General features: G+C 54.1%; 21 protein-coding genes. 5 read left to right on the top strand and 16 right to left on the bottom strand.

All coding sequences use genetic code 11. From position 1 onward, the window contains the following. Positions 1-2 precede the first annotated feature (2 nt). The 7 genes from murF to mraZ form a co-directional block, all read right to left on the bottom strand. Entirely contained in the window at positions 3-1,406 is a 1,404-nt protein-coding gene (gene murF / locus KXU80_RS00355) for a UDP-N-acetylmuramoyl-tripeptide--D-alanyl-D-alanine ligase (RefSeq protein ID WP_219836353.1), read from the bottom strand. Beyond that, on the bottom strand, positions 1,406-2,890 hold the full coding sequence (locus KXU80_RS00350; protein WP_219836352.1) for a UDP-N-acetylmuramoyl-L-alanyl-D-glutamate--2,6-diaminopimelate ligase: 1,485 nt from the start codon (positions 2,888-2,890) through the stop codon (positions 1,406-1,408). Before KXU80_RS00350 ends, murF begins: the two co-directional genes overlap by 1 nt. Before the next feature lie 96 nt (positions 2,891-2,986). Then, a complete protein-coding gene (locus tag KXU80_RS00345; RefSeq protein ID WP_219836351.1) occupies positions 2,987-4,927 on the bottom strand; it encodes a stage V sporulation protein D in 1,941 nt (646 codons plus the stop codon). Positions 4,928-5,021: 94 nt separating this feature from the next. Next, a complete protein-coding gene (locus KXU80_RS00340) occupies positions 5,022-7,280 on the bottom strand; it encodes a penicillin-binding transpeptidase domain-containing protein (protein ID WP_219836350.1) in 2,259 nt (752 codons plus the stop codon). A 9-nt stretch (positions 7,281-7,289) separates the two neighbouring features. Further along, positions 7,290-7,703: a cell division initiation protein gene (locus KXU80_RS00335; protein WP_219836349.1), complete on the bottom strand. Its 414-nt coding sequence runs from the start codon at positions 7,701-7,703 to the stop codon at positions 7,290-7,292. A 56-nt stretch (positions 7,704-7,759) separates the two neighbouring features. Further along, positions 7,760-8,695: a 16S rRNA (cytosine(1402)-N(4))-methyltransferase RsmH gene (gene rsmH, locus KXU80_RS00330; RefSeq protein WP_219836348.1), complete on the bottom strand. Its 936-nt coding sequence runs from the start codon at positions 8,693-8,695 to the stop codon at positions 7,760-7,762. Positions 8,696-8,734: 39 nt separating this feature from the next. Then, a complete protein-coding gene (mraZ, locus tag KXU80_RS00325; protein ID WP_219836347.1) occupies positions 8,735-9,172 on the bottom strand; it encodes a division/cell wall cluster transcriptional repressor MraZ in 438 nt (145 codons plus the stop codon). A 222-nt stretch (positions 9,173-9,394) separates the two neighbouring features. Between mraZ and KXU80_RS00320 the strand changes: the two genes are divergently transcribed. Then, positions 9,395-9,685 carry a hypothetical protein gene (locus KXU80_RS00320; RefSeq protein WP_219836346.1) on the top strand — a complete coding sequence of 97 codons (291 nt, stop codon included), beginning with the start codon at positions 9,395-9,397 and terminating at the stop codon, positions 9,683-9,685. Positions 9,686-9,709: 24 nt separating this feature from the next. Here KXU80_RS00320 and KXU80_RS00315 read toward each other — a convergent pair whose 3' ends face one another. From KXU80_RS00315 to KXU80_RS00290, 6 genes are all read right to left on the bottom strand, one after another. Next, the gene (locus KXU80_RS00315) at positions 9,710-10,798 is read right to left on the bottom strand and encodes a DUF4349 domain-containing protein (protein ID WP_219836345.1); all 1,089 of its coding nucleotides are present in this window, start codon (positions 10,796-10,798) and stop codon (positions 9,710-9,712) included. 132 nt (positions 10,799-10,930) lie between these two features. After that, on the bottom strand, positions 10,931-12,199 hold the full coding sequence (locus KXU80_RS00310) for an adenosylhomocysteinase (protein WP_219836344.1): 1,269 nt from the start codon (positions 12,197-12,199) through the stop codon (positions 10,931-10,933). 20 nt (positions 12,200-12,219) lie between these two features. Continuing rightward, positions 12,220-13,851 (bottom strand): bacillithiol biosynthesis cysteine-adding enzyme BshC, encoded by a 1,632-nt coding sequence (gene bshC / locus KXU80_RS00305; protein WP_219836343.1) that lies wholly within the window; start codon positions 13,849-13,851, stop codon positions 12,220-12,222. A gap of 154 nt (positions 13,852-14,005) precedes the next feature. Further along, on the bottom strand, positions 14,006-14,401 hold the full coding sequence (locus tag KXU80_RS00300; RefSeq protein WP_219836342.1) for a DUF3397 domain-containing protein: 396 nt from the start codon (positions 14,399-14,401) through the stop codon (positions 14,006-14,008). Positions 14,402-14,425: 24 nt separating this feature from the next. Then, a complete protein-coding gene (locus KXU80_RS00295) occupies positions 14,426-15,364 on the bottom strand; it encodes a ketopantoate reductase family protein (protein WP_219836341.1) in 939 nt (312 codons plus the stop codon). 125 nt (positions 15,365-15,489) lie between these two features. Beyond that, a complete protein-coding gene (locus KXU80_RS00290; protein ID WP_219836340.1) occupies positions 15,490-16,140 on the bottom strand; it encodes an RsfA family transcriptional regulator in 651 nt (216 codons plus the stop codon). 269 nt (positions 16,141-16,409) lie between these two features. Between KXU80_RS00290 and KXU80_RS00285 the strand changes: the two genes are divergently transcribed. Beyond that, a complete protein-coding gene (locus KXU80_RS00285) occupies positions 16,410-16,646 on the top strand; it encodes a DUF2626 domain-containing protein (protein ID WP_219836339.1) in 237 nt (78 codons plus the stop codon). Between the two features lie 91 nt (positions 16,647-16,737). Here KXU80_RS00285 and KXU80_RS00280 read toward each other — a convergent pair whose 3' ends face one another. Next, positions 16,738-17,958: a class I SAM-dependent methyltransferase gene (locus tag KXU80_RS00280; RefSeq protein ID WP_219836338.1), complete on the bottom strand. Its 1,221-nt coding sequence runs from the start codon at positions 17,956-17,958 to the stop codon at positions 16,738-16,740. A 105-nt stretch (positions 17,959-18,063) separates the two neighbouring features. Here KXU80_RS00280 and KXU80_RS00275 point away from each other — a divergent pair, with 105 nt between their 5' ends. Further along, positions 18,064-19,149, top strand: a complete 1,086-nt coding sequence (locus KXU80_RS00275; protein ID WP_219836337.1) for a coiled-coil domain-containing protein — start codon at positions 18,064-18,066, stop codon at positions 19,147-19,149. Here KXU80_RS00275 and KXU80_RS00270 read toward each other — a convergent pair. Next, positions 19,120-20,481, bottom strand: coding sequence for an ABC transporter substrate-binding protein (locus tag KXU80_RS00270; RefSeq protein ID WP_219836336.1), 1,362 nt, complete (start codon positions 20,479-20,481; stop codon positions 19,120-19,122). The two genes, KXU80_RS00275 and KXU80_RS00270, sit on opposite strands and share 30 nt — an antisense overlap. 157 nt (positions 20,482-20,638) lie before the next feature. Between KXU80_RS00270 and KXU80_RS00265 the strand changes: the two genes are divergently transcribed. Beyond that, positions 20,639-21,175 carry a hypothetical protein gene (locus KXU80_RS00265; protein WP_219836335.1) on the top strand — a complete coding sequence of 179 codons (537 nt, stop codon included), beginning with the start codon at positions 20,639-20,641 and terminating at the stop codon, positions 21,173-21,175. Here the strand turns inward: KXU80_RS00265 and KXU80_RS00260 are convergent. Continuing rightward, positions 21,155-22,486, bottom strand: coding sequence for a PhoH family protein (locus KXU80_RS00260; protein ID WP_219836334.1), 1,332 nt, complete (start codon positions 22,484-22,486; stop codon positions 21,155-21,157). The two genes, KXU80_RS00265 and KXU80_RS00260, sit on opposite strands and share 21 nt — an antisense overlap. 114 nt (positions 22,487-22,600) lie before the next feature. On the opposite strand from KXU80_RS00260, the gene KXU80_RS00255 reads away from it, so the two are divergent. Next, the gene (locus KXU80_RS00255) at positions 22,601-23,149 is read left to right on the top strand and encodes a YhcN/YlaJ family sporulation lipoprotein (protein WP_219836333.1); all 549 of its coding nucleotides are present in this window, start codon (positions 22,601-22,603) and stop codon (positions 23,147-23,149) included. The last annotated feature ends 13 nt before the right edge of the window (positions 23,150-23,162 follow it).

Genomic DNA, 23,162 nt, shown 5'->3' with positions numbered 1-23,162 from the left:
CTCTATGCGCGCTGCAGGGCATGGACGATTTCTTCCATGCGCATCCCGCGCGATCCTTTCACAAGTACAAGATCTTCCGGTACGACATGCGAAAGCAGCCACGCCGTCAATTGTGCTTTATCCTCGAATGCATGTACCTTCTCTTCGGTTCCGCTGCCGGCAAATTGTTTGGCCGCTTCAGCCGCGGTATGGCGGGAAAGCTTGCCGTACGTCAGCACGACATCGGCTTTGGCCGGCGTCACGTAGGCGCCGATTTCACCGTGCATCGCTTCCTCCTGCGGGCCAAGCTCCAGCATATCGCCGAGCACGAGCCATTTGCGGTTATAGCCGGTAAGGCCGGCAACTAGGTCGATTGCGGCGCGAACCGCGGTCGGGTTCGCATTATAAGCGTCATTCAGGACCATTGCGCCGTTCGCCGCGCGAATCGGCTCGATCCGCATGCCGGTCAGCTTGAGCGTCCGGAAGCCTTCGCGGATGACCTCGGCCGGCACGCCCAGCTTCTTCGCCGCGGCAATCGCCGCCAGCGCGTTGGACACGTTATGCGTTCCCGCAACGGGGAGTGCTACGCGCTTAAACTCCGCATCACCCTTCAGGTCGAACAAGGAGGATGTCGCATCTACGGTCACCTGCTCAGCGACCCAGCGGCTGCCTGCGTTAAAGCCGAACGTCTGCACCTCTACGCCTTGCGCGAGCTGCGCGCTCTTGATGCCTTCCGCCAACAGCGGCTCGTCGCCGTTCATCAGCAGCAATCCGCCGGAACGAAGTCCTGCGACGATTTCGAGCTTCGCCTTCGCGATGCCTGCGCGCGAGCCCAGCTGAAGCATATGCGCATCGCCGATGTTCGTAATAATCGCGATATCCGGCTTCGCCAGACGGGTCAGCAGGTCGATTTCGCCGAACTCGCTCATGCCCATTTCCAGCACGACGACGTCGATCTGCTCGTCGAGCTCAAGCACGGTAAGCGGTAAACCCAAATGATTGTTAAGGTTGCCTTCCGTCTTGTGAACGCGGAAGAGTCCCGACAGCACCGCGGCGACCATGTCCTTCGTCGTCGTCTTGCCGTTGCTTCCCGTTACACCAACCACTTTAAGCCCCAGCTCGTCGCGGTAATTGGCCGCAAGCAGCTGCAGTGCCGTCGTCGTGTCGTCGACGAGTATAATCGGCGCATCCGCCAGCGCATCAGGCACCGCCTTGTCCCTCTGCCAGAGCGTTCCGGCGGCGCCTTTGGCGATTGCATCCGCCGCGAAATCATGTCCGTCGAACCGCTCGCCGATAATCGGCACGAACAATTGCCCGGGCGCGACTGCCCGGGAATTAATCGTGACACCGGCAATTAGCCTGTCGCCGTTATTAATAATAGTGCCGCCGCACAAAGCGGCAATGTCATGTATGGGTCGTTTGATCACTATGAAAGACTCCTTATCGCTTCTTTAGCCACCTCACGGTCGTCAAACGCATACTTGACGCCGCGAATATCTTGATAGGTTTCGTGGCCTTTCCCCGCAATTAATACTACATCGTCACGCCGCGCCATTTCAACCGCTTTTTGTATCGCGCATCGGCGGTCGGCAAGCAGTTCGTAACGGTCTTTCGGGACGCTGTTTTGCAGCAATCCGGCTTCGATGTCCGCAAGAATTCGATCCGGCTCCTCTGTCCGCGGATTGTCGGACGTAATGAGGCTGTAATCAGCATAACGCGCCGAAATGGCACCCATCAGGGGCCGTTTCGTCCGGTCGCGGTCCCCGCCGCAGCCGAAGACGCAGATCAGCCGGCCGGCCGTGAATTCCTTGACCGCCTTTAGCACGTTCTCTAGTCCATCCGGCGTGTGCGCGTAGTCGACGATCACGGCAAAGGGCTGACCGGCGTTCACCCCCTCGACTCTGCCGGGGACACCGGGAAGTGCTTCAAGGCTGCTCTTTATTTGACGCAGCGGGATGCCTTCGATGAGCGCGGCGCTTATCGCTCCAAGCGCATTGTACACATTGTACTTGCCGGCCATACGCAGCGTAATGTCTGCCGAACCGGCGAACGTCTCCACATGGAACGACGTGCCGTGCGCCGTAATGCGAACCTTCGAAGCTCTAACGTCCGCATCATGCTCCATGCCGTACGTCACGACTTCAGCCGCGGTAGCGGAGGCGTATCCCGGCGATGCCGGGTCGTCCGCGTTCAACACGGCAAACAGCCGATTCTCGGGCAGCACGGCAAATTCATTGCCGAGCCGGGTAAAGAACAACCCTTTTGCTGCCGCGTAGCGTTCCATCGTGGCATGATAGTCCAGATGATCCTGCGTTAGATTCGTGAAGATCGCCGTCCGATACCGGCAGCCCTTCACCCTGCCCTGCTCCAGCGCATGCGAGGACACCTCCATCACGCAGTAGTCCGTCCCCGCCTCTGCCATTGCATGCAGCGATCGCTGCAGCTCCAGCGCCTCCGGCGTCGTCCCCGACATGGGGAGCGAAGTGCCGGCAAACCGCATTTCAACGGTACCGATGACACCCGGCGCATGTCCGGCATCTCTAAGAATCCGTTCGATCAGATACGTTGTCGTCGTCTTGCCATTGGTGCCCGTAACGCCGATCAGCTTCAGCCTGCGGCTTGGCTGACCGTAGTAGTAATCGCCGATGACGGCCATCGCATGACGGCTGTCCTTCACGAGGATTTGAGGGACGGGCACCTCCAACAGCCGTTCTACGATGAGAGCCGCAGCACCGCCCGCTACCGCCTCGCCCGCGTAGTCATGACCGTCAGCCTTGTGGCCGCGCAGGCAAATAAAGACGCAGCCCGGCGTGATTTTACGGGAATCGATCTCGATCCCGTTGATTTCCGTTTCCCCTTCTCCGATAAGGACAGCAGTAAGCAGCAGTGAAGCCAGTTCTTTCACCCGCATCGCTTGGGTCCCCTCCCATGAGCACATCAGGCTTACCATGCGCCGAAGCTGCAAGCATACGGCGCAGCCTGCTTCTTCTATCTATACTCATTATAGTCAGGGAGTTTTCGTTTCATCATCGTCTTTGGCTAAATAAATCCGAATGGTTGACCCTCTGTCGACGCGCGTTCCTGCGGCCGGAGATTGTCTGATCACCGTATCTCCGCTTCCTGCGGAGGTGAGATTAAAGTTCATATTGAGATCTTCATAGATATCGGAGACCGTTTGGCCGATAAGATTCGGAACCGTAACGATCGGTGTTTCACCGTACTTGTACTCTTTGTTAATTTGCTTCGTGCTCGGCGCAACGCCCATGTACGGCAGCGCGTCCTCCAAAATATTATGGACGATCGGCGCCGCGACGACGCCCCCGAATTGAATGCCCTGCGGGTTGTCGACCGCCACATAGACGACGATCTTCGGGTTGTCCGCAGGCGCGAAGCCGATGAACGAGACGATATGCTCGTTCGGCGAGTAACGACCGTTAATAACCTTCTGCGCGGTACCTGTTTTGCCCCCTACCCGATAGCCGTCGATAAACGCATTGCGGCCGGTTCCTTTAGCTACGACGCTCTCGAGTGCATTGCGGACCTGCGTGCTTGTCTGCTCGGATATCACTTTGCGCACGACCTCCGGCTCCACTGCGCTTACCACTTGATTCGTTTCGGGGTTTACCCATGATTTGGCAACGTGCGGCTTATAGAGCGTGCCGCCGTTGATTGCTGCCGAGACGGCTGCGATCTGCTGAATCGGCGTAACCGAAACACCTTGCCCGAATGCCGTAGTAGCCAGCTCCACAGGCCCTACCTGGCTCATCTTGAACATGATGCCGTTCTCTTCGCCGCCAAGGTCGATGCCGGTCTTCTTGCCAAACCCGAAGTTCTTAATATAATCAAAAAGCTTCTCTTTGCCAAGTCTGTTGCCTAAAGCGACGAATCCCGGGTTGCAGGAATTTTGCACGACCTCCAGAAACGTCTGGCTGCCATGACCGCCTTTCTTCCAGCATCGCAGTCTCGCCCCGCCGATCTCCACCGCGCCCGGATCAAAGAAATGATCGGTGAGCAGATTTACCTTCTTCTCTTCCAGCGCCGCTGCAAGCGTAATGATCTTGAAGGTTGAACCAGGCTCGTACGTCATCCAGATGGGCAGATTGCGGTTATAGATCTGCGGATCGACATCGCGGTACTTATCGGGCTCATAGGTCGGCCGGCTGGCCATGCCGAGAATTTCCCCGTTATTAGGATCCATGGCGATCGCGATAATATCATCGGCTTGGAATTTCACCATTGCCTGATCCAGCTCACGTTCCATGATCGTTTGAATCTGCTTATCGAGCGTAAGCTCCAAATTCAGGCCGTCCTTGGGCGCGTCGTACGTATCGGAAGAACCAGGCATCGGTCTGCCCGCGGCATCGGACAAATAGGAGATGTTGCCGTTGATACCCTGCAGCTCGTCGTCGTATTTGGCTTCAATGCCCGTTAAGCCCTGATTGTCGATCCCCGTAAAGCCGAGCACATGGGACGCGAAGCTGCCTAGCGGGTAATACCGCTTATTGTCTTCGGAGACGACGATGCCGGGCAGATTCATTTCCCGGATTTGCTGTGCCTTCTCCGCCGTGATTTTGCGGCCGCCCGGCTTCAAATAGACGATCCGTTCCTTCTTCGTAATCATCCCAAATATCTTATCCGCGGTCATATCCAGCACGCCGGACAGCTTGGCGGCCGTCTCTCTCGCATCCTTCACTTGAACGGGAATCGCCATAATGGTAGGTGAACTAATATTATACGCAAGCACGCTGCCGTTTCGGTCCATGATCTCGCCGCGCTTCGCGGAAAACGGAATTTCCCGCCTCCAAGAATCCTCTGCCTTCGCCGCCAGCTCCTCGCCCTTCCACAGCTGTACATACCCCAGTCTGCCGGCCAGAAGCGAGAATGCAAGAACGCCAATGAGAAGCGCCGTGAATAGACGGCGCCTGATCGTTACGCTGGAAACCTTCACCTGTCATCCCTCCGAAAAGGCTCGTAAAACGGGAACGTTCGTCCAACCGTTTCCTAATCCAAGCCTATTCTTCGGGCAAGGGGGTTAGAACAAGCTATCCCCCTGAGGAGCCTCCCGAAATACCAGAGCCGCCGATTTTAGTGTTTTTGTTGCTTCCGTTCTGCCCTGATTGTTGTTCTGCATCGTCTTCGACTTGCTGCAGAAGCTCTGCGTCCGGCGGAGACATGATGAGCTGGAGCACTTTATTGCCGTTCAGCACCATCTGCGCCTGCGATTTGACGAAGCCTTCTCCCTTCGTAATGCAGCGAAGCTTGACGTTCGCGCACATTTGCATGGCATCGCGCATCGAGAGTCCGCTCATATCCGGCGCGGTCAGCTTGCTCTGCTCCTCCGTCAGCATATACACCTTCTGATCGGGACTGACAGCCGTATCCGCTTTCGGAATCTGCTTCAGCACCTTGCCGCCCTTGCCCACGACGACGTAGTTCAGCTTCCGGTCGGTCAGTGCTTTCTTCGCTTGAGCGAGGCTTTGCTGAAGGACGTTCGGCACCGTTACGGTCTGATCCTTCGAAGGCTCGTTCTGCGTAGAAGTACTTGTAATAATGGGCTTCACGCCCATGTGGCGCAAGCTTTGCGACACGATTTTCTTGAAGACCGGCGCCGCTACCGTACCGCCTGACGCCAAACGGTCATTCGGTTCGTCGATAACGATGTAGACGACGATCTTCGGATTGCCGACAGGGGCAAAGCCGATGAAAGAAATAACGTATTTGTCTTCGGAGTAGCCACCCCCGATTACCTTCTGTGCCGTACCCGTCTTGCCCGCAACGCGATAGCCTTCGATGTAGGCATTGCGGCCGGTTCCGATCTTCTGGTCGGACACGACCTGCTCCAAATATTCGTCTACCTGGTTGGCAGTGTTCTCCGAAATTACCTGGCGGACCAGCTGAGGCTTCGTTTCCGTCACCTTCTTCGTGACGGGATCCTCAATCGATTTGACCAAATGCGGCACAAGTAGCTTGCCGCCATTCGCCACCGCGGCAACAGCCGCGACCTGCTGAATTGGCGTTACCAGCACTTTACCTTGGCCGAAGGCAGCCGTCGCCACCTCGGAAGCATAATTCGGATTCGGATTGATCAAGCCCGGTATTTCGCCCGGCAGCTCGATGCCCGTCTTCTTGCTGAAGCCGAAATCGGCAATATACTGCATCAGCTTGTCTGCTTTCAACCCTTCATAGCCCAGCTTGACGAATGCAACGTTACTTGACCGTTTCAGCCCTTCCAGATACGTAATCGTCCCCCAGCCTTCGCGTTTGATGTCATGAATCCAGGAGCCGGGCACATGAATGGCACCTGACTTGTACGTATCGTTCGGATGAAACAGTCCTTCCTGCACCGCTCCCGACAGGGTTACGATTTTGAACGTCGAGCCTGGCTCGTACAGCGATTTGATCGCATGGTCGTAGAAGTTCTCCTGCGGCGACGTCCAGTAGGTGTTGGGATTGAAGCTTGGCAAATTGGCCATACCCAAAATTTCCATCGTTTGCGGGTCGGCAGCAATCGCTGTAATGCTCTTCGGTTGATATTTATCGTAGGTTTCTTTGATCGCATCCTCGATATAATGCTGAATGTCTGTATCGATCGTCAGCTTGACGTTCTTCCCGTCCACGGAAGGCTTGAAATCAACGGTGCCGTTATCGAGGATAACCCCGTTTCCGTCCCGCTCATACTTGATTTGTCCATCCGTGCCCTTCAGCTGGCTGTTCAGCGATGCCTCCAGCCCCATGACGGCAGTTCCTTGTTTATCCTCGTAACCGAGAATGTGCGATGCGAGCGTGCCCTTCGGATAATAGCGTTTCTTCTCATCGATAAGATAAATGCCTACGTCCTTTTCTTTATTATCCGTCTTGAGCTGCTCTCTGAACTTATCGATCCGGTCGGAAACAACCTTGTCGATCTTCCATCCGCCTTTGCGAATCTCGCGCTGCTCGTAATAGTCGCCATTGTCTTTCTTAGCCTCGACGATCTCGCGGATCGAGGACTTGGAGACGCCAAGCACGCTGCTTAGCTTGTTGACGATCACGTCTTCGAGCTTCAGCTTATGAATGATCTTGGGATTGACGGCCACTGTATACGCCGATACGTCCATCGCCAGCACGTTGCCGTCCCGGTCGGAAATCGTTCCCCGCGCAGGCACGAGCGTCTCCGACCTCGACCAGATTTCCTTCGCCTTCTCTGTCCAAAAATCCGCTTTCACGACTTGAACCCAATAGATGCGCCCGACCAGTAAAACAAAAAGGAGGGTGATTACCCCTCCGACCAGCAGCGTCCGCAATTTTATTCGTTTCGTCATCGTCGTCACCTATTTCTTGGCGGAAGCAGATTCCCGGTCTGCTCCGTCTGGTACCTTCACTTGAAGCGGTTTACTCTCATCCGTCGGATCTGTCATATTCTGCGACATAGCCATGCCACGAAGAACAGCAGGGTCGTTCAATCTCTCCTTCTCCGACGTCAATGTGGAAATCTGTTTCTCAAGCACGGCCTGCTTAGCCGTGAGCTCCTTGATTTGCAGCTCCATCTGATAGATCTGGGCATAGCGGAAAATGATGACGCCCGCCACGATCACGCCTATCAGAATCGTGAAGAGATAAAGCAGCTTCTCTTGCACGGGCAGCGATTTGCGCTTGATGACGACCTTCTTCGTTTCACGGAATGACGGCTTCTGCTCTGGCTTTCTTTTTGGCTGAAGCGCTAAATTCCCATTCACATAAGCCATTATCGTACCTCTCTCTCCTCTTATTCACCTTGATTGTCTATGTGTTCAATCATGATCTACAATTTTTCGGCTACGCGCAGCTTGGCTGAACGCGCCCTCGGGTTCTGTTCCAGCTCCGTCTCGCTCGGGACGATCGGCTTACGCGTAACCAGCTTCAGCTTCCCGTTTCCTCCGCCGCAAACGCACATCGGGAAATCCGGCGGGCATGTGCATTTTTCAACAAATTTTGCAAACAACTGCTTGCAAATCCGGTCTTCCAACGAATGGAACGTAATGACCGAGGCTCTGCCGCCCGGCTTCAGCACGTCGATCGTCTGCTCAAGCCCTGCTTCCTCGGCGCCAAGCTCGTCATTCACTGCAATGCGCAGCGCCTGAAATGTCCGTTTGGCGGGATGAGGCCCCGTTCTCCTTGCTGCTGCCGGAATCGCGGACTTGATGATCTCCACAAGCTCCCCTGTCGTCTCGATCGGCGCCTTCTCTCGTGCCGCAATGATTTTGCGGGCGATGGATCTGGCAAACTTCTCTTCGCCATAATTCGTGATGATTCGGGAAATCTCCCGGTCATCCCACGTATTGACGATGTCATTGGCCGTCAGCATGCCGTCTTGGTCCATCCGCATATCGAGCGGCGCGTCATGATTGTAGCTGAACCCCCGTTCCCCCTCGTCGAGCTGGGGACTGGAGACGCCAAGATCGAACAATACGCCGTCAACGCCGTCAATGTTCAAATCCCGCAATACTTGTGCCAAATATCGAAAATTGCTCTTCACGAGCGTTACCCGCTCCATATAAGCTGCTAGTCGTACTTTCGCATTATCAAGCGCCCAATCGTCCTGATCCAGCGCAATGAGACGCCCGCCGGGACCAAGATGCGAAGCGATCAGCTCGCTGTGTCCGGCTCCTCCCAGCGTGCAATCCACGTAGATGCCGTCCGGCTTAATAGCGAGTCCATCAACCGCTTCTTCCTTGAGCACCGTTATATGTTGAAACATGCTGTTATCCTCCTGGCTCTAAAGCAGCCGCATGCGCGGCTAGAAATTAAAATCAAAATCCACAAGCTTCTCTGCAATATCGTTAAAGGTCTCTTCCGATTGTTTGAAGTAGCTCTCCCAAATCGGTTTGCTCCAAATCTCGACCCGGTTCGAAACACCAAGCACGATACATTCTTTGTCAAACTTGGCATACTCGCACAGCGTATTCGGTAAGTTTACCCTTCCCTGTTTGTCGAGCTCGCATTCCGTCGCGCCGGAGAAGAAGAACCGGGAGAACGCACGCGCATCCGATTTCATCATGGGCAGCGATTTCAGCTTCTGTTCCAGCTGGCTCCACTCGCTCTGGGGGTAAACGAACAAACAGTTATCCAGACCGCGCGTGACGATAAAATGGTCGCCGAGCTGTTCGCGGAATTTGACAGGAATGATGATGCGGCCTTTGTCGTCGATGCTGTGCTGATATTCGCCCATGAACATACGACCGCTCCACCTCTTCCCCCATATCCACCACTTAGCCCCACTTTTCACCACTAAGGTTGAACTATTCGCCACACGCAAAGTAAATCCTGCTCCTTTAGCAGGATTTAATAAATTAATTTACGGGATTAATTTGTTACGGTTTTGAAACCTTTTCGTACTTTCGTTCGTGTAAACTAACATTGATAATGCTTAAAGTATGAACATTAAGGGGGCCTGCCCATGACTGGCAACACCGCCTTTGATAATAAGGTCAGCCTGCTTCGCACTGTAGAGCAGCTCTGCTACCAAGTCGCCCACTTCCTGCTTCGCAACGAACGCGATGCCGCAGCTGCAAGCGAAGAAGCCTTACTCGCACTCGCCCGCAATCCCCGCTTTCTGATCGCTGAAGAAGCGGAGCGCGGCCAAATCGCCAAGAAAGCCGCAATGGCAAGCGCCATTCAGCGCGTTCGAGCTGAGGGCATGCCTCAAATGCAAAAAGAGCTGACATCGCACGCCGCAAAGGGCATGTAATGCAGCTCTTCCGTTTGTTTGCCGCTAGCCGTCCAATGAATCCGGACCTTTCGGTGTCTCTTGCAGGACAGTCGGATTCGTCTTCTCACGCTTTCGAAGAAAGCCGCGAATGATTACATATGACGGAATTCCGATAACGGCCAGCACCGCAAGTACCGGAATCGCGCCTGCCAGGAAAATGACCAATCCCTGGACACCGTCATAGATCACGCGGGAACTGCCCGTAATTGCGTTCAGCAATCGGCTGCCGAACCCAGTTTTGGTCTCTTTCGTCATTGCGCTGACATCCGTCGTCTGATACATACGCAATTCGATCGTTGAGAACGCGACGTTTTTGTCCAAGTATCGCATTCGCCCTTTGATCTGCTCGATCTCCGTCTGCACGTCGCCCAGCTGCTTCGATATTTGCAGCAAATCCGCTGTTTTGGTCGCGTTCTCCATGAACGCCAGCAGCCTTGCCTCTACCACCTGCCGCGCCTTCAAACGTGCCGCCAAATCGACGTATTCCTCAGTGACGTCCGTACCGTTCGCACTGCTCTCGTAGCTCACATGCTTGATCTTTCCCAGCTCACTAAGGAAGCTGTCAAAGCCGGCCGCAGGTACCTTGATCGTGAACGTGCCGCCCCGCTCTGCATCCGTCTTCTGATCGGCGAAATTCAGCAGATAGCCGCCGGAGAGATGGATGAGGTTGCGCAGCGAAGTTTGGGCCTTGTCATAGGCTTCCACTTCCATGACGACATTGCCCTTGTAGATGATTTTCCGGGCAATGTCCGTCTCGCCGCCTGTCGATATTCCTGAGTCTGCACCGCTTGTCCCTGCCCCATTGCCTGCTTCTGCATCCGCAGCGCTCGCATCTGACGTGCTGTTGTTCGCAGCTTTGTCTGCCGCTGCACCATCGTTCATCGACGCTGCGGCGGGTGCTTCAGCGGCAGAAGAGCTCTCCGTATGGATCATATCGCCATTCGCGCTCTTCATATTACTGCTGTCACTATTACTGGCAGAGCATCCAGCAAGCATCCATGCCAGCATAAGCAGCATACTGGTTACGAGCAGACCACTCTTCATGGAATCGGAAAATCTTGTTTTGCTTCTCCATCCACTTCCCATTTTCATGCAGCAACCCCCAGATTTGTATTTTTGTTGTCATCTATACAAACGGAGGCCGGCGATGGAATGTTGCAAACAAAAACGCAGGATCCGGCATCGAATGGAAGCCCGGTCCTGCGTTCAGATGATGTCTTAATCTTAGTGCTCCTGCCAGCTGTCGAGGTAAGACTTCTGCGCATCCGTCAGCTTGTCGATACCGGTGCCGATCGCTTCCAGCTTGTAACGGGCTACCTGCTCGTCAAGCTCATACGGCACATTGACAACCTTCTTGCCGATCTCGTTGTAGGCGTCGTTCACGTATTTAAGCGACATGGCCTGCAGGGCAAACGTCATGTCCATGATCTCAGCCGGGTGTCCGTCTCCCGCGGCCAGATTCACAAGGCGCCCTTCAGCCAGCAAATAAATGCTGCGGCCGTCCTTCAGCTTGAATTCTTCAATGTTGCGGCGAACGACGCGCTTGCTCTTGGACATCGCCTCAAGCTCCGGCTTGTTCACTTCTACGTCGAAATGTCCGGCATTGGACAGAATCGCGCCGTCCTTCATCACCTCGTAGTGCTCGCCGCGAATGACGTCGCGGTTGCCGGTTACGGTCACGAAGAAATCTCCCAGCTTTGCCGCTTCTTTCATCGGAAGCACCGTAAATCCGTCCATGTACGCTTCCACGGCGCGAATCGCATCGATCTCGGTCACGATCACCTGCGCTCCGAGGCCTTTGGCACGCAATGCTACACCTTTACCGCACCAGCCGTAGCCGACGACGACAACGGTTTTGCCGGCAACGACGAGATTCGTCGTCCGGTTGATGCCGTCCCAGACGGATTGACCGGTTCCATAGCGGTTGTCGAACAGGTACTTACAGTAGGCATCGTTTACAGCGACCATCGGGAAGCTCAGTGAGCCGTCCTTCTCCATCGCTTTCAGACGCAAAATGCCGGTAGTCGTCTCTTCCGCTCCGCCGCGGATATTCTCCATGAGCTCGGGACGCTCCGCGTGCAGAATGGAAACCAGGTCGCCGCCGTCATCAATAATGAGATCCGGCTTGGTTTCGAGCGCTTTAATCAGCAGCTCCTTGTATTCTTTCGGCTCCGGGTTGTATTTCGCGAATACCGTAATGCCGTCTTCGACGAGCGCGGCGCAAACATCATCCTGCGTCGATAGCGGATTGCTTCCCGTAATCGTAACTTCGGCGCCGCCCGCTTGAACGACTTTCGCCAAATAGGCGGTTTTCGCCTCCAAATGCAAGGAAATCGCTACTTTCAAGCCCTTGAACGGCTGCTCCTTCTCGAACTGCTCGCGAATCCGGTTAAGCACAGGCATATGGGCCGCAACCCAGTCGATTTTCAAATGTCCGTCCGGGGCAAGCCCCATATCGCGAACGATACTGTCTTGCTTGGCATTCACTGACATGTCATTCGTCATCCCTTCGTTTATAAATAGACCAAATAATGGCCGCCGGTCCGATGATACGGCGCATTCAGCAGCTTCTCCAGCCATGCCGAGCCGTACCGATTCCAGAAATCCGTCATATTCAGCACCCGCTCCTGCGGCTTGCCTTCCGGCCATAGAGACTGTGCAATATCATCCAGCTGGCGCAGCGCGGCTTGGAACCGTCTTGCATGCGCGTCCTTCGTCTTCGTCTCCAAGAACGAAATCTGCTCCTGAATGCGGCGAAGATTGTTAGCAGCCAGATCCTGAAGTCCCTTCTCTACGGAAGCCGACATATCCATAATCGGCTGATACATCGTCATGAACTCCGCTCTTGCCGCGAAGAATCGGCCTTCGATATCGAGCTCATCCCGCTCCTTGAGCCACCCCGCTCTGCGATCTTCAAATCGGTGGATGACATCGCTGAACGTCAGTTCATACTTGGCCATATATTTCTCGGTCGTTTGTTCAACGAGCGAATAGGACATGCGCGGAATAATAAGTGGCATCTCCATGCCAAGACAGCGGAAGGCTTCGCCTGTCAGTGACCAATATGCAATTTCGCCTGAGCCGAGCACGGCGCCAAGCACGGGAAACAAATAATCCTGCATAAGGGGACGGGTTAGTACGTTGTTGCTCAGCAATTGCGGTTCATTCGCTGCGATATCCAGCAGCTCTTCCGCCGAACGGCTGACGGTTTGTTTGCGATCGACGAACCGGCCGTCTTTCTTCTGCAGCAGCGTGCGTTCGCCCGCTTCAAACAGGAATAAATTCGCGTTTCCGGCCGTCACGTCCGCCGTAACCGGGTAGCCAAGCTCTTGCAGCGCAGCCGCGGACTTGGCATATGCGGCTTCCAGCTCGTCGTTGCGTCTGATGATCTGCGCGAACATCGGCGCTTCCAGTGCACGAATGCCGGCATCGTCGGAATCCAGCAGTACAAGTCCCTGCTTGCCGAAGAGCCAGGCCATAACGGAAGCAAACAGCTGCGACAAACTGTCGGCATGTTTCGCCGCATGTGCCAAATGCTCCAGAAGCTCCGGCTTGAAACTGGTATCGTGGAGCACGTCACTGAGCTGCTTGTGCGCCTCCGCCAGCACTTCGGGCTGAAGCTTCGTTCGGGTTACCGAGGAACGCGGCCCCTTCGGGCGCTGTATGGCCATTCGGACCATTTCACGCTCGCCATTCCGAACATAGGCATGATTGACCTCGTCCCAGTCATGATCCTCTCCGGCAATCCAGAAGACGGGAACAACAGGCGTACCCAGCATCTGTGCGGCGTCCTTGGCAGCAGCAATAACGGTGACCGCTTTATGTATAACAAGAAGCGGTCCCGTCCACAAGCCGGCTTGCTGGCCGGTTACAATGACCGGTGCGCCGGCACGGATAGCATTAATATTGGCAAGAACGGCGGATTGTCCATTCATGCCGTTGTTATACTTCAGAAGCGCATCCGCGAGCTGATCGGACTTCACGCGCTTAGCGGCGTTCGCACCAAGCCAATTCAATCGGCGGTGCCAATGCTCATCCTCGGCCGGGTGGCTGCCGAACAGCGCTTCCACGCCGGGATGGCTTCGTTTTATATAAGCCTCGGTGACAGGCTGGCCTAAAGGCAGCTGAACCGGTTCTGTTCTCATCGGGCAGTCTCTACCTTTCTTTCTCTGAATGACATGCGATGAATAAGTGCTTTTTTCTCATTCATTGTACACAACGTTTCGTTCAGCGTCAAAAAAATAACCCCCCAAAAATTGGTGGGTTGATTCCTATTCGTTTCCCGCTTCGCAAGGACCGTTAGGCGCTGAAAAGGCTCTTGCCAATGCCAATCAGCATCAGAATCACATAACAGAAACTCATTAGAAAGAATCCAAGCCGCCAGATCGCCCGCATGATGCGGCGCATACTGATATTTCCTTTCAGCCTGTACTGCAAATTGCCGAGTAACCCGCCGCCGAGCAGCAGAACGAGCATGATGCCGTACAATCCGAAGCCGCTGTTGAAGATCACATTGAACAATACAGCCACGCAGCCGATCAGCAGCGCCGTCGTAACGTCCATGGCGGTACGAAACGCCCGCTTGCGGTCTCCGGTAATCGCCGCGCTTCCGAAATAAACAAGTACGAAGGGTACAATAGGAAGAATGGCCATAAATGCATAGACATGTTTAACGCTATCCCAAATCCATTGCATCCTGGTCTCCTCCTCTTTGTTCATTTAAGAAGCATGCAGCGCAACAATGAGTGCTGTAACGGCATCGTTCATTGGCGAGGGCAATCCGAGCTGCTTGGCGCGGGCAGCGATGCCGCCGTTGATCCAGGCGATTTCCGTTACCCTGCCGCTTCGGACATCCCGGAGCATCGACGATTCGTTCTGAGCTGTAGCCTCGCACACCTTCAACAGGCTCTCCCATGTATCGTTATCTGGCCGAAAGCCCGCTCCCCGGAGAATGACTTCGCTCTCCTCATGAAGCGCCCTCATCCATTGCAAGCGAAAAGGATCCTGCGGCAGATCGCCGTTCTTGACTTGAAATATAGCCGTAAGCGGATTAATAACCGCATTTAGGAGTAATTTGACATATACCCGGTTCTCCATGTCATTCGACAGTATCGCTTCAATTCCTGCACCAAGCAGTGATTTTAGCAACATTTTTTGAGGTTTACTTATGTTTTCTTCGTTTTTCGTCCAATTTCCAAAAGCGAGGAAGCCTTGGCCGGTATGCCTTACGGCATTTCCCGCGGTCCGAAGCGCGCCTTCTGTCGTTACCGCCGCAAATACCGGCGATCGCGGAAGCGCAGCCTGCAGGCGCTCCAAATGTCCGATGCCGTTTTGCAGCGCCAACAGTGGCGTTCCGGGCCCAGCCAACGATGACAGCATCTGCAGCATTACCTCATTTACATGAGGCTGCTTCACTGCAAGGAGCAGCCAATCCGCAGTTGGACGAGCAGGATCGGAGATCCAGCGGCTTAATGTATTTGCCTGTACGCGTATGCGAGCATGACTTCCAGAAGCATTCTCGTAATGGATGCCTTCTTCTGATATAAGCTGCGCCTGCTCTTCTGTTCTAGTGAGCAGCGTTACTCCTTCCCCCGCCTGCGCGAGTCTTGCGGCATATAAGAGACCCAGCGCGCCTGCGCCGACGATGATGATTGTCACAGTCCATTCTCCTCTGCTTGAAACGGTATGAATAGCTCCATCGTAACAGAAGCAAACTAAAAAATCCCGCCGCGACCTGATAGGTACGGTGAGATTTCGAAGCTGCTGCCGATGCGGCGAGCTGGTTATTCAATTCGTTCCAAATTCCCGTTGGCGTCCATCTTGAAACGCGGCTTCGCTTCATCTTCCTCTGTAAGTACGGTTAAACGGCGCGCCCGGTCCATGATTTGAATCAACGTCTTATAATCGTCGTTGACCGCTCGATAATCCGTTTGCGCATTATTGACTTCGAGCGAAAGCCGCTCGTTAAGCTCGCGAAGCGTGAACAGCTCTTCATCCTTCTCCCGCAAATCGCGTTCGAGCGTCTTGATCTGGCGGTTAAGCTCCTGATACGTTCCTTTCCACTGACGCAGGAAACGGATAACGGAATCGATGGATAACGATTCCTCCGTAAGCGGATCGTTCTTGTATGCGCGCTCTTCGGTGTCCAGTACATTGATGGCGGACACGTGAGGCGTTGCAGCTGCATACGTTTGTTTTTTCATATAATTCCGTTTCTGGCGCTGCTGTTTGGCAATTTGTATGGCATCTTCATAGCGCTTGCGGACACAGCTGTTCCAGCGGAACCCGCATGCAGCCGAGGTACGGCCAATGCGCTCACCCACTTCTTCAAATGCGGCCAGCTGCGTACTGCCTTCACGAATATGCCGCAGCGTGACTTCGGCTAGGATGAGATCGTCATCCGGGCTCCAGGCATCTTGTCTGACTGCTGTCATGCAACCAAAACCTCCTAACATTAGGCGCTTACTTTATCTCTATGCCCTTGGTAGAGTTCATAGAATCTATCGGATACTAATTTGTATATCCATTTTTTTAAAGGCTCATACATGTTTTTTCACAAATTGAAGCAAACTTGTATTATGACCTGAAGTTACGTCAAAAAGTTTGCCAATTCGTCACGAATGAAATAGTTTACAGTCGTTACCTGAAAGGATATAATGGGCAATAGAAATTGGGTCGAGACTGACGAGAGGGGGATGAAATCATGGCACGCATGTTCCGAGTGCTCGGTTTTTGGACACTTGTGATTGCATTGATGGCGTTCGCGGGTCACATGAACGAGATGGCACTCTTGTTCTTTATCCAGACCGCCGTGTTTGTCCTGTTAGGCTATTTGAACTTTTCCGAAAGAACATACATGTTGATGTTCTGGGGATATATGTTTGTCTCGTTCATCGGCTTCACGTATTGGACGGTATTTGTTATGGGGAATCCATTCTAAATATACCGCCACTTCAACATCAAAAATGGCCAAAAGGCTGTTCCTGGGAGACGAGCTCCCTGGAACAGCCTTTTTACGCTGCACGTATCATTTATTTGCCCAGTACGAGCACCTTGAACGTCTCGCTCATCGTGTCGCTGAGCAGCAGCTGACGAATGGCCCGGTTATTTCTCGCCGCTTCGCTGAAGGGATCAGCTCCGGTATGGTCCATGAGATCGGAGAGCAGCCCTTGATCAACCAGAAACTGCTTCTGGGTATGATAATAATCGACGCGCCAGCCCGCGGCTGCAGCCGCCGCCATGCAAGCAGTGAAATTGACATGAGCAGTCATGTCCTGTTCGCCCGGCAGCTGGTAAGGCTCGTCGCGTGCGATATGATCCTTGTAGCAGAGCAGGGTCCCCAGCATCCGGTGCGGCGCGGCAAGCTCCATCGCTTCATGTCCATAATCGATTAGCACCATGCTCCCACTGCCAATCAGCCTCGACATCTGCCCAATCCATTCTTCTGCATGCAAATTGACCTCAAGGATTTGCCCTTCCCGAAGCGTAATTCCGTCTCTGCGAAGCACGTCTTCGATGCGCGGGTCAGACAAAGGCATATACACCTCACGAAAGTGCGCTCCGCTCGATGGCTGTAGCCGATCATTAGCTGCGCTCGTACGCAGACCAACTCCCAACTCCCACAGCTTCCCGTTTCTCATCACAACCCGGTGAACCGGGAAGGCATCCAGCAGCTCATTCGCGAGAAGGATGGTGTATGTACCTGCTGCACGTTCCATCTCCCTTTCTGTGCGAAGCTCTTCCTCCGCCTCTTCGGGGGTAAGGCAGCGAACGGCTGGTGCGGCGTCTTCTGCGTGCTGCTCCTTCAGGCGGTTCCGCGATTCTTTCAGATGAACCGGATTTCCGTCCACTAAGCTGTACGTCATCCGGTTAAACCATGCCGGTGAAACTGTTTGCCATGCCGACAGCAGCTGCCGGGACAAGCGCCCAGTGCCCGCCCCCCACTCCAATATGGAGATCCGGCCTTCTTGCCCATCAGCCAGCTTACTGATAAAATCCGCCAGCTTAGCTGCCATGATGGATCCAATGGACGAGCTGGTATAGAAATCGCCTGCCCTGCCGACTCGGATCGTACCGGATCGGTAGTATCCGTCTCTCTCATCATATAGACACATGGCCATATAATCGCGAAAGGTCACACATCGTTCTTTACTCGCTCCGTCTTCAGGACCGTGGAGCTTATCCCAGCCAACTCGGATGCTGCGATGAATGGCCTCCGTAATTACCCTGCTTAGACGTTCCGTATCTCCCACTTTGAGCGACCTCCAATCAAGGACAAAATTGCCATATCCAGATATAATAGAAACGTAAAGCGCATATAGTAGTGCATGCCAAGCCGTATAGAAAGGGGGCCGCCCGTGAAAGGAACGATGCGCCGCCGGATTGCGGCGTTCGCCGTTTGCGCGCTTGCAAGCTGGCTGACGATATACCCCGTTCTTGCCGAGCCCAAAACACCGGGTGATGAGGAAACAAGACGCCTATTGGAGAATAGCCTCTCCGTCGTTGAAATCGACAAGGAAATCGCGAGAATCCGCGTGGAGCAAGGCAGCGTCGAATCGAAGCTCGATGCGTCCCGGAAGAAGCTGGCCGAACAGGAAACGGCGATCACGAAGCAGCGCGAGGCTGCAGGTAAAGTGATACGCGCCTATTATATGGGAGAACGGGATATGCTGCTGACCGCGCTCTTCTCCACAGACAGTCTATCCGAGCTGCTAACCGTCCTGGACTACTACGACCTTATTTTCTCCTCCGACAAGATTACCTTGAACACGTATACGAAGCAATACAAAGACTTAAAGAAAAGCATCTCGAAGCTCGATTCGCAGGCCGTGCAGCTGAGCGAAGTCGAGACACGGCTGAAGACGCAGCGGGAACGCGTCATTGCCCTGCAAAATGAAGTCGATTCGACATTAAGCGGACGGTCCGATGCGGACAAGCTGCGCGCTCTGATCGCCGAATTCACCGACTTCTGGCAAAATGTCGGTTTGATTGAGGTGAGGCGTTACTTCAATGCCCTATCCAAGGCCATGGACAAAATGCCGACATGGGTGCAGAATAACAAGGATATGCTGGAGATCGACGGCTTTAACTATACGCTTACGATTCCGGATGACAAGCTGAACGCTTATCTGCGCGAACAGAATGCATTGTTCGATAATTTCGCCTTTACCTTCAAGCGGGACAAAGTCATCGTTTCCGGCAAGCATGATCAATTGGAAGTGCAGTTGTCCGGTCATTATTCCGTCGAATCAAGCGGCGGCATACTCTTCCATGTCGACGAGTTGATTTTCAACGGCTTGTCGCTGCCTGATACGACACGGCAGCAGCTGGAGAAAGAATTCGATCTTGGTTTCTATCCCTCCCAGATTGTATCCTTTCTCAAAACAAAATCCGTCTCCATGGAAGACGGAAAATTAATCATTAGGCTGGCTATCAGCCTTTAATGTAGTCGGTGACGGCGCTTCGGCGCCGTTTTTGTCTTTCTCCGGCTCGCCATTCCATTCCGAAATGAGCCGGTCTGCGACAGTAGGCAGAAACACCGTGCCATTGCCGCCAAGCGATTCGCAGAGCTTCGACCAGCGAACCCATCGTTCCCGCCAAGAAGGATCCGTCTCCGCCGCCGCAAGCTGAAGCATCCGCACAATATAATGGGGCGGACGGTCGGATATATCGTTGTAGACGAATTCGCCCGTAAGCGCGGAGATTCGTGCCGGAAGACGTCCAAACACATGGTAGCGGTCAAGCTGTGCATCCGTGGATGTCATCTCTTGAATCCATTCTTTCGCTTCCGAGAACCGTTCGGTTTCGGCCGTAAGCACGAAACTTCTTCCATTGCTACGGACAAGTGGGCCGTTCATCGATCCCACTGTTAGCAAATCCCGTTCTTCAGACGACAGCGATTGATAGATCGTCCAAGGCAGAACCGCGCTAAGCAGCCTGTCCGCTTGGAACGCATGAAGCAAATCGGCCTGCTGCTGAAGCGGATTGAACCGTGTCAGCTCGCCGGCGTGCTCAGCAGCAAAATGCAGCTGCAGCTTCATGTCTGCCGAGAAAGGAATTAGATTGGCAGCTGCGGTCGTTTGATCCCGGAACATCCCCAGCCAAGCCGACAGATCCCGCGCGTCAGCCGTATTAAGGTTAAACGGGCTGATACTGCCGGGCTTTGCCTCCGACAGCGCGGTAAGGACGGACTTCAGCTCAGCCAGATTCTGCGGCGGTTCATTGACTCCTGCCGCCTTCAGCAGCTTCTTCGACCAGACAGTGAGCAGCGGATTGCTGTCCAGCGGCACGCCCCATAGGGAGCCGTTCCATTTCACCATGGCTGTTAGCGCTTCCAACTGATCCGCAGCCGAATCCCCGGTGACGATCTCGTCGACCGGCAGCAGGTAGCCTTGCATCGCGAATTCGCGTACACGATCATTGTCGAGCAGCATAATGTCAAAGGGCTCTCCCGCTTCCGAAGCTTTCTTACGCGCTTCATCGGGATCTTCATCACCGATATTCGTCAGCGTGATGCTGATCTGCGAATGCGATTGCTGAAACTGTTCTATGCTTTTGATCCAATATTGGTATTCTGAATCGTCCATGGAGACCGCGACCGATAGCGCGGCGTCCTCGCGATTCTCGCCGCCCTCGAGCTGCGGCTGCTGATCGGAGGGCGTTCCGTCTCCGGTCGGCGTAATCGGCGAGCCTGGCTTGCCGATCATCGATACGAGCAATGCTGCGCATATGGTAAACACGCTCAGCAGCAGTATAACGACTTTCCTGCGTGACACTTCGTCCCTCCTTACCGGATTTGAAGCTACCATTCATTGTAGCAAGAAAGCGCTTTTTTGTCGCCATTTCTGGAAAAGAATTGGCTGAAAATTGCCTCAGCCGCTCAGATCCGTCATTCTTACAAGTAAACATTTCAAACCGAGGAGGAACTTGGGCATGAATATCGTCTACAGTACGGAGCTGCACTTGCCGGAAGATAAGCTTCCAGCCAGCTATGCTCAAATTGTTGAAGGAATTTCCACTATGACTGTACTGCTGGATCATCAGCAGACCCTCCTATTCGTGCAAAGTCCAGAGGAATGCGAGGCCATTGAAGCATTCGCTGCGGACTACAATGTGCATTGCGAACGTGGAGCATGGCTGCTCCTGCCTCCAGAGTGGACGCTGAATGATCGTAGCTTCATAGACTACGGACTCATAACGCGATCGGATAACCGATTTCTCAACCTGGATCTGGCTGCGGTAGCTGTCGTTGGAGCCTATTCTGCCGCTGCGGAGGGAAGCTCCGAGCTTGAGTCCGCGCTTGAGCAGGCCGAAGAGCACGCTGTCGCATGGTTGACGCAAGAAGACGGCCGCAGGCTGCTTGCCGTCGACCGTCATCAATTGGAGCTGATTGCGGGCATCGCCCGTGCTTATCGCTGTACGTTCGATATCTTCTTAGCAGGCAATGAATTAAAGCAGATCTGCCGCTAGCTGCGCTAGCTTGGAACGCTCGCCCTTTTCCAAGGTCATATGGCCGCTGACGCCCTCCTGCTTAAACCGCTCCACGATATGCGTGAGGCCGTTGCTGATGGAATCCAGATACGGATGGTCGATTTGCTCAGGATCGCCCATCAACACAATTTTGCTGCCTTCCCCGACGCGGGATACGATGGTTTTCACCTCGTGGCGGGTCAAGTTCTGCGCCTCGTCGATAATAATGAACTGCCCCGGAATGGAACGTCCCCGAATATACGTGAGCGCCTCGACTTGAATGCTGCCAAGCCCCATCAGTATTTTGTCGATGTCGCCTGACTTCTTCGTATCGAACAGAAACTCCAAATTATCATAAATCGGCTGCATCCATGGACGCAGCTTCTCTTCCTTCTCGCCCGGTAAATACCCGATATCCTTGCCCATTGGCACGACGGGTCTTGCGATGAGCAATTTCTTGTATTTATGTTCATCCTCGACCTTCATCAAGCCTGCAGCCAGCGCAAGCAGCGTCTTGCCCGTACCTGCCTTGCCTGTCAGCGTAACGAGCGGGATATCGTCATTGAGCAGCAGTTCCAGTGCCATGCGCTGCTGTGCATTGCGTGCGGTTATGCCCCACACAGGATCATTGCTTAAGTAAAGCGGTTCTAACCGCGCTCCATCTTGGCTGACCTTCAGCAGTGCTGATTTGGACGTCCCCATCTCATCTCTTAATATCACGAATTCATTCGGCTGCAGCCTCGTGCTTAGCTGCAAATTCTTGATCGTTAGGAAGCGATAGGTGTAGAACTCGTCAATGACGGCTGGATGCACCTTCAGCGTTAAATAACCTGCGTACACCTCAGAAGGCGCCACCACTTGATCAGACAAATAATCCTGCGCATCGATGCCCAGCACGTCTGCTTTGATCCGAACCAGCACGTCTTTGCTCACGATGATGACTGGCCGCGGCTCCGGCTTCTCCTGCTCCTCCAAATGGTAGTTCAGGGCAACCGCGAGAATTCGGTTGTCGTTCGACATCTCGCCGAACATCTCTTGTACCCGAACGAAACTGCGGTGATTCAATTCAACCTTGAGAACGCCCCCGTTTTCAAGTTCAATGCCCTCGTGCAAATGACCGATTTCGCGCATATGGTCCAGCAATCGCGACACATGCCTGGCGTTTCGCCCAAGCTCGTCGGCCAGCCTTTTTTTAGAGTCGATTTCTTCCAACACCACCGCGGGAATTAAGATCTCGTTGTCGTCAAAAGCGAAGATCGCTTGCGGGTCATGTAGCAGTACATTGGTGTCGAGCACGAATATTTTTTTCATCGTGAGCCCTCCTGGCGTTGGAATTTCGTTCAAAGGCGTACATAGCGAAACCTGCTTTAAGGCAAACTATGCTTGAACTAGGAATGCAGACTCTAGAAAGGTCAGGTGGCGATTATGAGAAAGTGGCTGGTGCCCGCTATGATCCTTTGCTTGCTGACAGCAGGTTGCAACACTGTTGCCCGCAATGAGACATCACCCTCTCCGCAGAATGACAATCGGGTTCGTGCACAGCAGAGCGCCCCGCAGAAGAAATTGATCAGCAGTCCGAAACAAGTTGCCGCGCATTTGGAGGATTTGGCTCGGCGAGTTCCGGGCGTGAAAGGCGCTCACTGCGTCGTGTTCAAAAATACGGCGGTCGTCGGCATTGATGTAGCCGGAAACTTGGACCGTTCCCGTGTCGGCACCGTCAAATACGCGGTTGCCGAAGCTTTCCACAAGGATCCCTACGGCATTGATGCCATTGTCACGGCAGACATCGATATCTCGAGCCGGCTCAAGGAGCTTGGAACGGATATCCGGCGCGGCCGCCCTATTGCCGGCTTCGGCGAGGAAATGGCAGACATCATCGGCCGAATCGTGCCTCAGATTCCCCGTGACGTGCAGCCCGTCAAGGAACCAAGCCAGAATAAACCGCAGGAGAAAATGGTCAATCCTAAGCTTTAGCCGCTGCTCATGC

It is taken from the genome of Paenibacillus sp. R14(2021) (assembly GCF_019431355.1).
Lineage (GTDB): Bacteria > Bacillota > Bacilli > Paenibacillales > Paenibacillaceae > Paenibacillus_Z.
Note: the sequence above shows the minus strand (reverse complement) of the source record. Positions and strands in the feature narration are given on the sequence as shown.

Coding starts and splice junctions, on each gene's coding strand:
- KXU80_RS00260 (WP_219836334.1), bottom strand. CDS start 22,486: ATGAAAAAAATATTCGTGCTCGACACCAATGTACTGCTACATGACCCG.
- KXU80_RS00255 (WP_219836333.1), top strand. CDS start 22,601: ATGAGAAAGTGGCTGGTGCCCGCTATGATCCTTTGCTTGCTGACAGCA.
- KXU80_RS00285 (WP_219836339.1), top strand. CDS start 16,410: ATGGCACGCATGTTCCGAGTGCTCGGTTTTTGGACACTTGTGATTGCA.
- KXU80_RS00350 (WP_219836352.1), bottom strand. CDS start 2,890: ATGCGGGTGAAAGAACTGGCTTCACTGCTGCTTACTGCTGTCCTTATC.
- KXU80_RS00310 (WP_219836344.1), bottom strand. CDS start 12,199: ATGTCAGTGAATGCCAAGCAAGACAGTATCGTTCGCGATATGGGGCTT.
- KXU80_RS00320 (WP_219836346.1), top strand. CDS start 9,395: ATGACTGGCAACACCGCCTTTGATAATAAGGTCAGCCTGCTTCGCACT.
- KXU80_RS00300 (WP_219836342.1), bottom strand. CDS start 14,401: ATGCAATGGATTTGGGATAGCGTTAAACATGTCTATGCATTTATGGCC.
- KXU80_RS00335 (WP_219836349.1), bottom strand. CDS start 7,703: ATGGCTTATGTGAATGGGAATTTAGCGCTTCAGCCAAAAAGAAAGCCA.
- KXU80_RS00290 (WP_219836340.1), bottom strand. CDS start 16,140: ATGACAGCAGTCAGACAAGATGCCTGGAGCCCGGATGACGATCTCATC.
- bshC (WP_219836343.1), bottom strand. CDS start 13,851: ATGAGAACAGAACCGGTTCAGCTGCCTTTAGGCCAGCCTGTCACCGAG.
- KXU80_RS00340 (WP_219836350.1), bottom strand. CDS start 7,280: ATGACGAAACGAATAAAATTGCGGACGCTGCTGGTCGGAGGGGTAATC.
- mraZ (WP_219836347.1), bottom strand. CDS start 9,172: ATGTTCATGGGCGAATATCAGCACAGCATCGACGACAAAGGCCGCATC.
- rsmH (WP_219836348.1), bottom strand. CDS start 8,695: ATGTTTCAACATATAACGGTGCTCAAGGAAGAAGCGGTTGATGGACTC.
- KXU80_RS00315 (WP_219836345.1), bottom strand. CDS start 10,798: ATGAAAATGGGAAGTGGATGGAGAAGCAAAACAAGATTTTCCGATTCC.
- KXU80_RS00265 (WP_219836335.1), top strand. CDS start 20,639: ATGAATATCGTCTACAGTACGGAGCTGCACTTGCCGGAAGATAAGCTT.